Raw genomic sequence first — 12,963 nt, forward strand, 5'->3', positions numbered from 1 at the left:
AACGATGCTTTCTAGTGCTGTACATTGCCCCCACGGAAGACACTTCAATTCCCTTGCGAACGGAGCTCAACGCGTGTTCTCGACCCTCCCCTCCCGTTATCGCCAATTGGCCGGCATCGGCCTGATCGCCGCCGCCCTGGGCCTTGCCGCCTGCCACAATCCACCGGCCTCCACCGCCCTGCCACCCGCTCCGGAAGTCGCCTCGGGCTACCGCACCGACATGCAGACCGGGCACGCCGCCAAGCACATGGCCGCTGCCGCCAACCCGCTGGCCGCCGAGGCCGGGCGCGAAATGCTGCGCAAAGGCGGCTCGGCCATCGATGCGGCGATCGCCATGCAGGCCGTGCTGACCCTGGTGGAACCACAATCCTCGGGGATCGGCGGCGGGGCGATGATCGTGCTTTGGGATGGCAAGGCCGTGCGTACCTATGACGGCCGCGAAACCGCCCCGGCGGGCGCCACCGAGAAGCTGTTCCTGCAGGCCGACGGCAAGCCCATGCCCTTCCCCCAGGCGCAGATCGGCGGACGCTCGGTGGGCACTCCCGGGGTCTTGCGTGCCCTGGAGATGGCCCACAAGCAACACGGTCGCCTGCCCTGGGCGCAACTGTTCGAACCGGCGATCCGCCTGGCCGAACAAGGCTTCGCCATCTCGCCACGGCTGCACACCATGATCAGCAGCGACAGCGCCCTGCCGCGCTCGCCGGACATGGCCGCCTACTTCCTCAACGCCGATGGCACGCCCAAGGCCGTCGGCACCCTGCTGAAGAACCCGCCACTGGCCGCGGTGCTCAAGCGCATCGCCCAGGAAGGCCCGGACGCGCTGTACAAGGGGCCGATCGCCGCCGAGATCGTGGCCAAGGTCCAGGGCCACGCCAACCCCGGCAGCCTGTCGCTCGCCGACCTGCAGAACTACCGCGCCAAGGAACGCGCGCCACTGTGCAGCGACTACAAGCGCTGGCAGGTCTGCGGCATGCCGCCGCCCTCCTCCGGTGGCGTGGCCGTGGCGCAGATCCTCGGCACCCTGCAAGCCCTGGAGCAGCGTGATCCACGCTACGCCCTGGCCAACCTCAAGCCGCAGAAAACCCAACAGCCGGCCGGCCTGGAACCGGCGCCACAAGCGGTACACCTGATCGCCGAAGCCGAGCGCCTGGCCTATGCCGACCGCGGCCTGTACGTGGCCGACAGCGACTTCGTGCCAGTGCCGGTGGCCGGCCTGATCGCCCCAGACTACCTGGCCAGTCGTGCCGCCCTGATCGGCGAGCGCAGCATGGGCCAGGCCGAGCCGGGCAAACCGCGGGGCATCCAGGTGGCCTATGCGCCGGACCGTTCGCCGATGCGCATCTCCACTTCCCAGGTCGTGGCGGTGGATGACCAGGGCGGCGCGGTGTCCATGACCACCACGGTGGAAGCGGCGTTCGGCTCGCACCTGATGGTCCAGGGCTTCATGCTCAACAACCAGATGACCGATTTCTCCTTCATTCCCGAAGAGAACGGCCAGCCCGTGGCCAACCGCGTGCAGCCGGGCAAGCGCCCGCGCTCGTCCATGGCGCCGACCCTGGTCTTCGATCGTGCCAGCGGCGAGCTGCTGGCCAGCGTCGGCTCCCCCGGCGGCTCGCAGATCATCGAGTACGTGGCCAAGTCGGTGATCGGCATGCTCGACTGGAACCTCGACCCGCAAGCCGCCGTCGGCCTGCCCAACTTCGGCAGCCGCAATGGCCCCACCGAGCTGGAGCAGGGCCAGTTCAGCCCGGCGCTGAAACAGGCGTTGCAGGCCCAGGGGCACCAGGTGAATGAAATCGACATGACCAGCGGCACCCAGGCCATCGTTCGCGTGCGTGATGCGAAGGGCAAAGCGTCCTGGGCCGGTGGCGCCGATCCACGGCGTGAAGGCGAAGCACTGGGGGACTGAAGGTTCTGCGCTGCGCCCGAGGGCTGGCCGTGAGGCCGGCCCTTTTTTGTGGGCCTGTATGCTGTTTTTTGCAGCGCTCTGTATCTGATCGGGCAGGCTGTTCTGCCCTAGCATCAGCGCTTGCCAACGAGGAACAGACGATGCAGCCGATCCCCGCCGATATCACCGTCCCAGGCCTGAATGTGCGTCGCCTGGGCCTCCAGGACCTGGAACTGGTGTGCACCCACCGCCAGGCGATGTTCCTCGACGCCGGCCATCCACCGGCCACCTTGCAGGTCATGACCGAACACTTTCGTCCCTGGCTGCATCAACGCCTGGTGGACGGTCGTTACTACGGCTTCGTGCTGCTCGAAGCCGAGCAGCCCGTGGCCAGCATCGGCCTGATGAACATCGACTGGCCGCCCCACCCGGCTCACCCGACCCAGGATCAACGCGGCTACGTGCTCAACGTCTACGTCGAGCCCAGCCACCGCCGCCGGGGCCTGGCCACGGCGCTGATGCAACTGGCGGACGCCGAGTTCCAGCAACGCGGCCTGGGTTTCGCCATCCTGCATGCCACTCGCTCCGGCCAACCCCTCTACCAGGGCCTGGGCTGGGCCGCCACCAGCGAAATGGCCAAGCCCCTGCAACCTTTCGCGTAACCACGCCCTGACCACTCCCGGTGCAATCCGCTTTCCCTGTGCGGCGAACACCTGCATCCGCTGTTTCGCGTGAAGGCCGATGTGCCGATCAGCGATGCCCTGGAGCACGCCTCGACCCTGTTGCATCTGGCAAAGCAATTCACCCTGGAGACAGCCATGGAGCCCCGGTGCGACCGCTATGCTGGAGCGGCACACTTTCCTGGCAAAGATGGGCAAGGCACCGATGGACGACGTGCACGCCACGCTCTGCGCATGACCTTATCGTCACTGAGCCCAGGTAGCGTCTGCGGGCCGATCCATTGATCTGCCCGTACGTCGCTCGACTCACTCAGCGACTTGTTCAAGTCCCAGGGCGGGACTAGGATCGCGCCATGAGAATTACAGCAGTCAGCCGGTTGAAGGCCTTCTGGGAGCGCTACCCGGACGCAGAACAGCCCCTGCTGGCCTGGATCGATGAAGCAAGGAATGCACAGTGGTCCAACCCTGCGCAGATCAAGGACCAGTACCGCAACGCCAGCATTCTCAAAAGCCGCAGGGTGGTCTTCAGCATCAAGGGCAACGAGTACCGACTGATCGTTGCCGTGGCCTATCGTTTCGACGCGCTCTACATCAGATTCGTAGGTACGCACCAACAATGCGATGCCATCGACGCTGACAGCGTAGACAGGGAGTAACCCGCATGAACATCCGCCCCATCCACACCGACCGGGACTATCGCGCAGCGCTGAAAAGCGTCTCGCCGATGTTCGACAACGAACCACAACCGGGAACCCCTGAAGGCGATTACTTCGATGTGATGATCACCCTGATCGAAGCGTACGAAGCCAGGCAGTTCCCCATCGACCTGCCCAACCCGATCGAGGCGATCAAGTTCCGCATGGAACAATCCGGGCTGTCAGCCGCCGACCTGGTCCCCGCCATCGGCCGTACCAACCGCGTCTATGAAGTGCTCAACGGCAAGCGCGCGCTCACCTTGCCCATGATCTGGAAACTGCACCAATTGTTCGGCATTCCCGCCCAGAGCCTGATCAAGCCCATAAAGTCATCCTGAGCACCACGGCCGGGCTTGAGCTTGCCCTTAGGTAAAGGCCCAAGATGCCGGCAAGCCCAACAACACCCAGGACGCTCCATGCTCACCATCGGACAAATGGCCCGCTGCCACGGCCTCACCACCAAGACCCTGCGCCACTACGACAGCATCGGCCTGTTCGCCCCCACACTCACCGGGCGCGACAACGGCTACCGCTACTACAGCCCGCAGCAGATCGCCACCCTCGGCCGGATCGTCTGGCTGCGCCAGTTGGGCATGTCCCTGGAGGACATCCGCACCCTGGCCGACCAGGGTGGCCTGGACAGCCCACTGGCCATGGAGCAGGCGCTGCAAGGGCAGGCGCGGCAACTGGAAAGCGACATCGCTCGCGGCCAGAAGGTGCTGGGCCACCTGCAACGCTACCTGGCCCAACCTCCACGTCAGCTCCCCAAGGCCCAACTGCCGGAACGGGTATTTCTCAGCGCGCAGCGGATCATCGGCATGGCTTGGCAGCAGGGTGATGCGGGCTCCATTCCCGAGTTGTGGCAACGCTTCGAACCCCGCGAACAGGAAATCCAGCGCCTGGCCGAGCCGATGGGCACCTACGGCGTCTGCCAGCCCCTGGACGACAGCCAATGGCGCTACATAGCCGGCCTGCCGGTGGCCGCCGACGCGCCCCTGGTGCCGGGCATGGTGGAGCTGGAGATCCCCGCCCGCCATTACGCCCGGGTGGAGCACCACGGCACCGTGCAAACCCTGCCGGAAACCTTCCGCGCCGCCTACAGCGAATGGCTGCCCGCCGCCGGGCTGGTGCCCGTGGATGCGGTGGAGTTCGAGTACAGCGGTGAACGCTTCCTCGGCCCGATGCACCCCGACAGCGTGGTGGAGTTGTATATCCCGCTCGGTGCCTGAGGCTCTGGAATCGGGGCGACCGCTGGTCACCCCCTTCGCCCCACGGCTTGCCGGTCAGCAAAAATGCATCGGATACCGCTATGCTCTGCCCCCATCCCCGAGGTAACCGAGCGCAGGCCCGATGAGTTTCCAGGCAAATGTGTTGAAGCAGATCGCAGGTATCCGCCATGAGTTCTCCACCATCGGCGCGACGCTACCGGCCAGCCTGTTCTTCTGCTCCCAGGTACACAGCGGCGATGTCATCGAGGCCAGCACGACCCTGCCCAGCGGGATCATCCGTGGCGATGCAGTACTGACCCGCTCCACCCGACCGATCGCGGTGGTCACCGCCGACTGCCTGCCGATCCTGATCAGCAGCGACGACGGCGCCTGGGTCGCGGCGGTGCATGGCGGCTGGAAGGGCCTGCACGGCGGAATCATCGCCAATGTGCTGCAACACCTGGCGACCAAGGGTGTGGAACCGCACCAAGTGCGGGTCGCCATCGGCCCCTCGATCAAGCCTTGCTGCTATGAGGTCAGCGCCGACTTCATTACCCCCCTCTCGGCAGATCCGCAGCGCCCCTGGCCGGCCACCCAGGCCCCCTGGAGCCACGAGCAACCCACGCCGCTGCTGCCATCGCAAATCCCCCCGCCCGCAGCCAGCCAGCAAGGCTCCCTGTGGTTCGACCTGAGCCGCTACGCCGTGCATTTGCTACATGCCGCCGGTGTCACCGATCAGCAGGTCGAAATCAGCCCGCTCTGCACCTACTGCTCCACCCCAAGCCTGGCCAGCTACCGGCGCCGAGGCCATCGGGGCGAGGAAAAGACCTTCCAGTACTCCTGGATCGGCCGCACGCTCGCCGGCTGACCGCAGCATCAAGATAGGTTTGCCAGGCCAGCTGGGGTAACGTGGCCGCCTTTTTCAGGCCCAACCCAAGGAGCGCTCGTGTCTGACAATCTCTATGCCCCGCCCCAGGCGGACCTGGCCACCTCCCTGCCGGAGGCGAAGCAGCCGCCGTTCTACGTGGTATCCCGGGGCAAGTTCCTCACCCTGTTCATCCTCACTTTCGGTCTTTACCGGCTGTACTGGGCCTACAAGAACTGGAAGCAGTTCAAGCAGGATAGCGGTGAGGAAATGTGGCCGGTGGCCCGGGCGATCTTTGCCATCTTCTTCACCCACGCGCTGTACCGCGAGGCCGATGCCCGGCTCAAGCACAATGGCCTGGCTTTCAAGTGGGAACCGGGTGAACTGGCAACGTTGTTCGTGGTGGCATCGATTGTCCGCAACGTCCTGGACAGCTTGGCGCGCAACAACGTCGGTTTTCCGCAGGTGGATATCGCCAACCTGCTGATGCTGCCTGTGCTGGCCTGGATCACCTGGCTGGGCCAGCGCGGCTTGAACGCTGCGGCTGGCGACCTGCATGGCCAGAGCAACGCCCGCTTCACACCGATCAACTACCTGTTCATGGTGCTCGGGACGGCGCTGCTGGTCGTGGTGTGCCTGGGGATGATGGTCATGGCACGCTGAATTCAGGCGCTGACGTAGACCCAGGCCTGGAGGCCGGAAGACAAGGTCACGCTGACTCGCTTGTAGTCCGAGACTTCATAGCGGTCGGCCGCCGCCAGTTCCTCGGCAGTGATGCGAAACACCATGCCGGGGATCGGTGCGCTGTCCGCCGACCCCGGACGCAGGATCGGGTGATGGGTCTTGCCGCTACTGGCCAGCACTTGCGGGTCGGTGATTTCCACCCAGTGCTGTTCGTAGCCGAGCATGGCGTCATGGCTACCCTCCAGTTCGCGGCCGAAGTTGGCCAGTTGCACCGCCTTGTCCTGCAGGGTCCCGTAGGAAAAAAGATAAACCGATGCTGGAGTTGCCGCACTCATCCGTAGTGTCCCAATCAAGGTTGTGATCCGCTTCAGCGGGTGATTTTCAATGCCTGCCGCTCGCCGTGCCGCTCCAGCGCCAGCTCGATCAGCCGGCTGACCAGCTCGCTGTAGGTCATGCCCGCGGCCTGCCACAACTTGGGGTACATGCTGATGCGCGTGAACCCCGGCAAGGTGTTGACCTCGTTGATCAATACCTGGCCACTGTCAGTGAGAAACACATCGACCCGCGCCAGCCCGGAACAACCCAGCACCTGGAAGGCCTCGATGGCCAGGGCACGAATCCGCTCGCTGGCTTCATGGCCGATGGCCGCCGGCACGACCACCTGGGCCGCCTGCTCGTCGATGTACTTGCTGTCATAGGAATAGAAACCGCTGCCGACCACGATCTCGCCACAGCCACTGGCGATGGGCTGGTCGTTGCCCAGTACCGCGCACTCGATCTCCCGGCCATGCACCGCCGACTCCACCAGCACCTTGTGGTCGAACCCCAGGGCCAGCTCTACCGCGGCCTGGTACTGGGCCTCATCTTCGACCTTGCTCACCCCCACCGACGAGCCCTGGTTGGCCGGTTTGACGAACAGCGGCAGGCCAAGCGCCGCCTGGACCTGGGCAAAGTCATGGCGCGCCCGGTTGGCGCGGGTCAGGGTGACGAAGGGCGTTACCGCAAGGCCGGCATCGCGCAGCAGGCGCTTGCTGATGTCCTTGTCCATGCACACCGCCGAGCCCAGCACGTCGGAGCCGACGAAGGGCAAGTCGGCCATGCGCAGCAGGCCCTGCAGGCAACCGTCTTCGCCCAGGGTGCCGTGGACGATGGGGAAGATCACATCGACGTGCCCCAACATCTCCTGGCTGGAGGTCTCCACCAGTTGCCCGCTGGCCTTGCCCGGCACCACCGCCAGTTCACGGTTGGACTGGTTGAGGGCGATCAGCGCCGGGTTCTCCTGGTTGATCAGGAAGTTCGAGGTGTCGTTGAGGTGCCAGTGGCCCTGCTTGTCGATACCGATCAACACCGGTTCGAAACGTGTGCGATCCAGGGCGTCGACGACGTTACGTGCCGATTGCAGCGACACTTCATGCTCGGCCGAACGGCCACCAAAGATAATCCCGACCCGCAGCTTGCTCATGAATGGTTTCCGTCTTGAAAAAAGTTCCCGGCCTCAGCTCGGGTTGTAGCGCAGGTGGATCAGCGCCACCCGCTCCTGTTGCTTGTCCTTGCGTTCCTCGATGGCGAAGGGCACGAACCCCAGCTTCGGGTAGAACAACAGCCCCGCCACATTGCTGTTGAAGCAGGACAGGGTCACATCGCGAGCCTGGTGCCGGCTGCGGGCGAGATAGATCATCTGCCCGATCAACTGCGCACCCAACCCGACGCTGCGCACCTGCGGATCGACGATCACGTTGCCGATGGTGCAGGTGCCGCCCTGCTCCCAGCGATAGAAATTGGCGAACCCTACCACCTGCCCGTCCCGCTCGAGCACCGTGGAATCGCTGCGCTGGGCGATGGAGTCGCGTAACTGCTCAGGGGTCAAGGGCCAGGTGGCGGCGGGAAAAAAGAAGAACAGCTCCTGGGCGTTGCGTACAAAGCTGCAGATGCGCGGGATATCGGCATCTGCCGCCGGGCGGAAGGTCACTGTCATATTCGGTCTCCTGCGCGGAAGTAGCGTCCTGGTCGGGGTTCGCATCACGGGCCCCAAAACTTGCCGCATGAGCCTGTCGCGAGGGGATGGACGCTACTCCAGTCGCTCCGGGCAGGCAACAGCCGAACGCCCCGCGAACTATGCTCAAGGAAGCAGCCACCACGCTGTCGGAGGGCGATCATGAAAGGCTACCTGGTCATTTTCTTCACCCAGCAGAACCGTCGCCACCAGGGCCGGATGCTGGGTGACTGGATCGTCGATCTGGCCCGCGGCATGGGCCTGCACGGTGCCACCCTGTCCAGCGCCATCGAAGGCCTCGGTCAATCCCGGCACCTGCATTCGGTGCACTTCTTCGACCAGGCCGACCAGCCCCTGGAGATCCGCCTGGCAATGACGATGGCCGAGGCCGAACGCCTGTTCGAGCGCCTGGCGACCTAGGATTTCTCGCTGTTCTACATCAAGACGCCCATCGAGTTCGGGTACCTGGGCAAGCAGGCGCAGCCGATGGCACCTGATGCGCCCAGCAAGACAGCCAGCGCCCCCTTAAGTTAACGTGCCCGCCTTGGTTTCCCCATCAGGACTGTTCCATGGCCAGACCTGCCACCCCCACCGACTGGGTTCACCGCGCACCACCCGCCCAGGGCCTGGAGCGCATCGAAGCGTACTTCGCCGGGCACGGCTACGACATGCATCGCCACGACACCTACGCCATCGGCCGCACCCTGCGCGGGGTACAGAGCTTCCAGTACCGCGGCGGCTGGCGCCATAGCCTGCCGGGCGGAACCATGGTCCTGCACCCCGACGAAGCCCACGATGGAGAAGCCGGCACCCAGGATGGCTTTCACTACCGCATGCTGTATGTCGAACCCGCGCTGATCCAGCAGATCCTCGGTGACCAACCCCTGCCCTTCATCGCTGGTGGGCTGTCCGCCGACCCACGCCTGTTCGCCGCCACCGACGCGCTATTGCGCAGTGTCGAACACACGATGGACCCGCTGGAGCAGCAAGATGCCCTGTTCGACCTGGCCCACGCGCTCAACCGGGTATCCGGGGTCGCGGCGCCGCGCCAGCGCTTCGACTACCAGGCCGCCGAACGTGCCCGGGAATACATCCACAGTGCCCTGGACCGCACCCTGACCCTCGATGAGCTGGCCGCCCACAGCCAGCGCGATCGCTGGAGCCTGTCCCGGGATTTTCGCCTGCTGTTCGGCACCAGCCCCTACCGCTACCTGAGCATGCGCCGCCTGGACCTGGTCCGGGCGCTGCTGGTGCAGGGCCAGCCCCTGGCCCACGCCGCGCTGGCTGCCGGCTTCGCCGACCAGAGCCACATGACCCGCCAGTTCCGCCAGGCCTATGGACTGCCACCGGCACGCTGGCTGAAGATGCTCGGCCGCTGAGCCACGCACAATCGTTCAAGAATCCACCGCCGGTCATGACCTACCCTGGGCGCTCATTCACCAGCGATATGGAGCCCCCATGAACAATCCCGCCAGCACCGCGCAACGCCCATACCAGAGCATCAACTTCGCCCAGAAGCTCGGCCTGTTCAGCGAACAGTGGACGCCCAAGGTGATCGCCGAGATGAACGACTACCAGTTCAAGATCTCCAGGCTGCAAGGCGAGTTCGTCTGGCATGCCCATGCCGAGACCGACGAAACCTTCATCGTCCTCGACGGCCTGCTGCACATCGACTTCCGCGACGGCCGGGTGTCCATCGCCAGCGGCGAGATGTTCGTCGTGCCCCGGGGGGTGGAGCACAAGCCCTGGTCCGAAGAGGAGGTCAAGCTGCTGCTGATCGAACCCCGTGGCGTGCTCAATACCGGAGACCAGGGCGGCGAACGTACCGCCTTGAACGACGTCTGGATCTGACCCCGCCCGACAGCCGGCCAGGGGAATTAATGCCGTGCTGTCGGAGTCAGAGCTGCGGTAGGCCGTCGATCGACTACCCATGACCGTTTGCCGGAGCGATGAAAAATCTGCGCCGCTCCGGCAAACCACAGGTAAAGTGACGTTCCTGTTCTTTTCCGTGCGATGGCTCCATTGCAGGGACCACTGCCTGGTCCCGGTGCTCGATGACGCCCATGGCGCATCCACCTACCGCAGCGACTCCCGGATCCCTGAATGCCCCAACCGCATCAAGACACTGCCGCTTCCTTCCTGCTCCAGGACCTGCGCGCCGGCACCGCGACCCTGCATGTGGCCCTGGAACAACGCCTGCCATTTTTCTCCGAGCAGCTCGACGCTGCCTGGTACCAGCGCCTGGTCCAGGCCTACTACGGGTTCTACCAGCCCCTGGAGGCGGCCCTGGATCAAAGCGGGCTGATTCCGGCCGGGTACGAGCCGCAACTGCGGCGCAAGACTCCAGCGCTGCACGGCGACTTGCTGGCCCTGGGCCTGAACCAGACCGAAATCGACCACCTGCCACGCTGCCCGCAGCTGCCCCGGCTGGACACTCCGGGCGCCTGCCTGGGCACCCTCTACGTGCTGGAAGGCGCGACCCTGGGCGGGCAGATCCTGCGCCGCGAAATGGCCCGGCGCCTGGCGCTGGATGCCGGCAACGGCGGAGCCTTCCTCGACGTCTACGGCGCCCTTACCGGCCGGCGCTGGAAGGATTTCCTCGACTACCTGGGCCGCATGCCCAGCCACACCAGCGCACGCCAGCAAGTAGTGGACGCCGCACAATCCACATTTGCCTGTTTCGAGCGCTGGCTCGACAGCCGCGAGGTGCTGCTATGACCCCCCAGGATTCCCAGGCCTTCGAGCAGTTGCTGGCCAACTGCGCCAACGAACCCATCCGCTCCCCGGGCGCAATCCAGCCCCACGGCGTCCTGCTGACCCTGGACGAGCCAGGGTTGCGCATCCGACAGGTCAGCGCCAACGTCGAGACCCTGCTGGGCCAATGCGCCGAGCAAGTCGTCGAGCAGCCCCTGGACAGCCTCCTGGGCACCGAACACACCCAGAGCATTCGCCAACGGCTGCAACTGCAACACTTGCTCGATGCCCCGCCGCTGTACCTGGAGCTCCATGGCAGGCGCTTCGAAGCCTTGCTGCACCGGCACCAAGACGTACTGATCCTGGAACTGGAGCACCAGCTCGAACAGCACCAGGCCCCGGAGCTCAAGCAGCGCACCGACAACCTCGGGCGCCTGCTGCGTCGCCTGCAGACCGCCAAGACCCTGCAAGAGCTGTACGCCATCAGCGTCAGCGAGATCCAGGCCATGACCGGCTACGACCGGGTGCTGATCTATCGCTTCGAAGACGAAGGCCACGGCCAGGTGATCGCCGAGGCCACGCGGCCGACCATGGAAGTGTTCAACGGCCTATTCTTCCCCGCCTCGGACATTCCCCAGCAGGCCCGCGAGCTGTACCGCAGCAACTGGCTGCGGATCATTCCCGATGCCGACTACCAGCCGGTGCCGCTGGTGCCGACCTTGCGCCCGGACACCGGACAGGCCCTGGACCTGAGCTTCGCCACCTTGCGCAGCGTGTCGCCGATCCACTGCCAGTACATGAAGAACATGGGTGTGCTGTCGTCCATGAGCATCTCCTTGCTCAAGGACGACCAGCTCTGGGGCCTGATCAGCTGCGGCAACCGCCAGCCACTGCTGGTGCCCCACGAGTTGCGCATCGCCTGCCAGACCATCGGCCAGGTGCTGTCGCTGCAGATCAGCGCCATGGAAGCCCTGGAAGTCAGCCGCCAGCGCGAGGAAAAGCTCGCCACCCTGGCCAGCCTCAACCAGGCCATGGCGCAGGCCAGCGGCAGCGTGTTCGCCAGCCTGGCCCAGGAGCCCGGGCAGTTGCTGGAGCTGACCCGGGCCGGCGGCGTGGCGATCATCGAGGATCGCCAGCTGCACTGCTTCGGCAACTGCCCGCCGGAGGCTGAAATCCGTGCCTTGCACCGCTGGTTGCAAGCGTCCGGGCAACCGGTGTTCGCCACTCACCACCTGGCCAGCGTCTACCCGCCGGCGGCCAGTTATCAACAGGTGGCCAGCGGTGTCCTGGCCATGAGCCTGCCCAAGCCTGTGGATAACGGCGTGCTGTGGTTCCGGCCCGAGGTGAAGGAAAACATCAACTGGAGTGGCAACCCGCAAAAGCCCCTGGACCTGGAGAACTCCGACGCCGGCCTGCGCCTGCGACCGCGTACCTCGTTCGAGATCTGGAAAGTGGAAATGGCCGGGATCTCCAACAAGTGGAGCCACGGCGACCGCTTCGCCGCCAACGACCTGCGCCGCTCGGCCCTGGAGCACGACCTGGCGCGCCAGGTGCTGCGCGAACAACAGGCAGTGCGCGCCCGGGACGAGCTGGTGGCGGTGGTGTCCCACGACCTGCGCAACCCCATGACCGTGATCTCCATGCTCTGCGGCATGATGCAGAAAGCCTTCAGCTCCGACGGCCCCCACACCTCGCGGCGCATCTCCTCGGCCATCGACACCATGCAGCAGGCCGCCAGCCGCATGAACATCCTGCTGGAGGATCTGCTGGACACCTCGAAGATCGAGGCCGGGCGCTACCGCATCGCCCCCCAGCCGCTGGATGTCGCGCAGATCTTCGAGGAAGCCTATTCGCTGCTGGCGCCCCTGGCCCTGGACAAGTCCATCGATATCAGTTTCCACGCCGAGCCGGACCTGACCATCCACGCCGACCCCGAGCGGCTGTTCCAGGTGCTGTCGAACCTGGTGGGCAACGCCATCAAGTTCACCCCCAAGCAAGGCAAGGTCGGGGTGGTGGCGATGTCCGACGGCGAGCAGATCGTGTTCAGCGTCCGCGATTCCGGGGAAGGCATCCCCGCCGACCAGCTGCCGTTCATCTTCGACCGCTACTGGACCATGAAGGAAGGCAACCCCAACGGCACCGGCCTGGGGCTGTACATCACCCAGGGCATCGTCCAGGCCCACGGTGGCACGATCCAGGCCTACAGCGAGGTGGGCAAGGGCAGCGAATTCCGCTTCAGCGTGCCCCGGGCCTGAC

14 protein-coding genes and 2 pseudogenes are annotated in these 12,963 nt (G+C 65.3%); 13 read left to right on the forward strand and 3 right to left on the reverse strand.

All coding sequences use genetic code 11. The features are described from left to right. Positions 1-73: 73 nt before the first annotated feature. The 8 genes and pseudogenes from ggt (at position 74) to I9018_RS27250 (ending at position 5,999) form a co-directional block, all read left to right on the forward strand. Complete coding sequence (gene ggt, locus I9018_RS27215; protein ID WP_241107990.1) at positions 74-1,909, forward strand: gamma-glutamyltransferase; 1,836 nt, start codon at positions 74-76, stop codon at positions 1,907-1,909. 140 nt (positions 1,910-2,049) lie between these two features. After that, positions 2,050-2,550 (forward strand): GNAT family N-acetyltransferase, encoded by a 501-nt coding sequence (locus tag I9018_RS27220; RefSeq protein ID WP_241107991.1) that lies wholly within the window; start codon positions 2,050-2,052, stop codon positions 2,548-2,550. 36 nt (positions 2,551-2,586) lie between these two features. After that, positions 2,587-2,806 (forward strand): annotated as a pseudogene (locus I9018_RS27225) (DUF3077 domain-containing protein). 115 nt (positions 2,807-2,921) lie between these two features. Further along, positions 2,922-3,224 (forward strand): type II toxin-antitoxin system HigB family toxin, encoded by a 303-nt coding sequence (locus I9018_RS27230; RefSeq protein ID WP_241107992.1) that lies wholly within the window; start codon positions 2,922-2,924, stop codon positions 3,222-3,224. Between the two features lie 5 nt (positions 3,225-3,229). Then, complete coding sequence (locus tag I9018_RS27235; RefSeq protein ID WP_241107993.1) at positions 3,230-3,601, forward strand: transcriptional regulator; 372 nt, start codon at positions 3,230-3,232, stop codon at positions 3,599-3,601. Positions 3,602-3,679: 78 nt separating this feature from the next. Continuing rightward, positions 3,680-4,492, forward strand: coding sequence for a MerR family transcriptional regulator (locus tag I9018_RS27240; protein ID WP_241107994.1), 813 nt, complete (start codon positions 3,680-3,682; stop codon positions 4,490-4,492). A 121-nt stretch (positions 4,493-4,613) separates the two neighbouring features. Next, a complete protein-coding gene (locus I9018_RS27245; protein ID WP_241107995.1) occupies positions 4,614-5,339 on the forward strand; it encodes a polyphenol oxidase family protein in 726 nt (241 codons plus the stop codon). 78 nt (positions 5,340-5,417) lie between these two features. Further along, positions 5,418-5,999 carry a hypothetical protein gene (locus I9018_RS27250; RefSeq protein ID WP_241107996.1) on the forward strand — a complete coding sequence of 194 codons (582 nt, stop codon included), beginning with the start codon at positions 5,418-5,420 and terminating at the stop codon, positions 5,997-5,999. 2 nt (positions 6,000-6,001) lie between these two features. Here I9018_RS27250 and I9018_RS27255 read toward each other — a convergent pair whose 3' ends face one another. Genes I9018_RS27255 through I9018_RS27265 form a run of 3 tightly spaced genes read right to left on the reverse strand, consistent with a single transcriptional unit; the run spans position 6,002 to position 7,995 of the window. After that, a complete protein-coding gene (locus I9018_RS27255; protein WP_068575842.1) occupies positions 6,002-6,355 on the reverse strand; it encodes a gamma-glutamylcyclotransferase family protein in 354 nt (117 codons plus the stop codon). Between the two features lie 32 nt (positions 6,356-6,387). Further along, positions 6,388-7,482, reverse strand: coding sequence for a D-alanine--D-alanine ligase (gene ddlA, locus I9018_RS27260; RefSeq protein WP_068575841.1), 1,095 nt, complete (start codon positions 7,480-7,482; stop codon positions 6,388-6,390). 33 nt (positions 7,483-7,515) lie between these two features. Then, on the reverse strand, positions 7,516-7,995 hold the full coding sequence (locus I9018_RS27265; RefSeq protein WP_241107997.1) for a GNAT family N-acetyltransferase: 480 nt from the start codon (positions 7,993-7,995) through the stop codon (positions 7,516-7,518). A gap of 180 nt (positions 7,996-8,175) precedes the next feature. Between I9018_RS27265 and I9018_RS27270 the strand changes: the two are divergent. The 5 genes and pseudogenes from I9018_RS27270 to I9018_RS27290 form a co-directional block, all read left to right on the forward strand. Beyond that, positions 8,176-8,430: pseudogene (locus I9018_RS27270) on the forward strand (DUF190 domain-containing protein); the annotation flags it as partial. Positions 8,431-8,582: 152 nt separating this feature from the next. Beyond that, a complete protein-coding gene (locus I9018_RS27275; protein ID WP_241107998.1) occupies positions 8,583-9,392 on the forward strand; it encodes an AraC family transcriptional regulator in 810 nt (269 codons plus the stop codon). A 79-nt stretch (positions 9,393-9,471) separates the two neighbouring features. After that, positions 9,472-9,864, forward strand: a complete 393-nt coding sequence (locus I9018_RS27280; RefSeq protein WP_241107999.1) for a cupin domain-containing protein — start codon at positions 9,472-9,474, stop codon at positions 9,862-9,864. A gap of 252 nt (positions 9,865-10,116) precedes the next feature. Beyond that, positions 10,117-10,731 (forward strand): biliverdin-producing heme oxygenase, encoded by a 615-nt coding sequence (locus tag I9018_RS27285; RefSeq protein ID WP_241108000.1) that lies wholly within the window; start codon positions 10,117-10,119, stop codon positions 10,729-10,731. Then, positions 10,728-12,962: an ATP-binding protein gene (locus I9018_RS27290; protein WP_241108001.1), complete on the forward strand. Its 2,235-nt coding sequence runs from the start codon at positions 10,728-10,730 to the stop codon at positions 12,960-12,962. The genes I9018_RS27285 and I9018_RS27290 overlap by 4 nt, the downstream gene beginning before the upstream one ends. Position 12,963: the final 1 nt, after the last annotated feature.

Origin of the sequence: Pseudomonas sp. MPFS (assembly GCF_022537035.1) — a bacterium.
Lineage (GTDB): Bacteria > Pseudomonadota > Gammaproteobacteria > Pseudomonadales > Pseudomonadaceae > Aquipseudomonas > Aquipseudomonas sessilinigenes.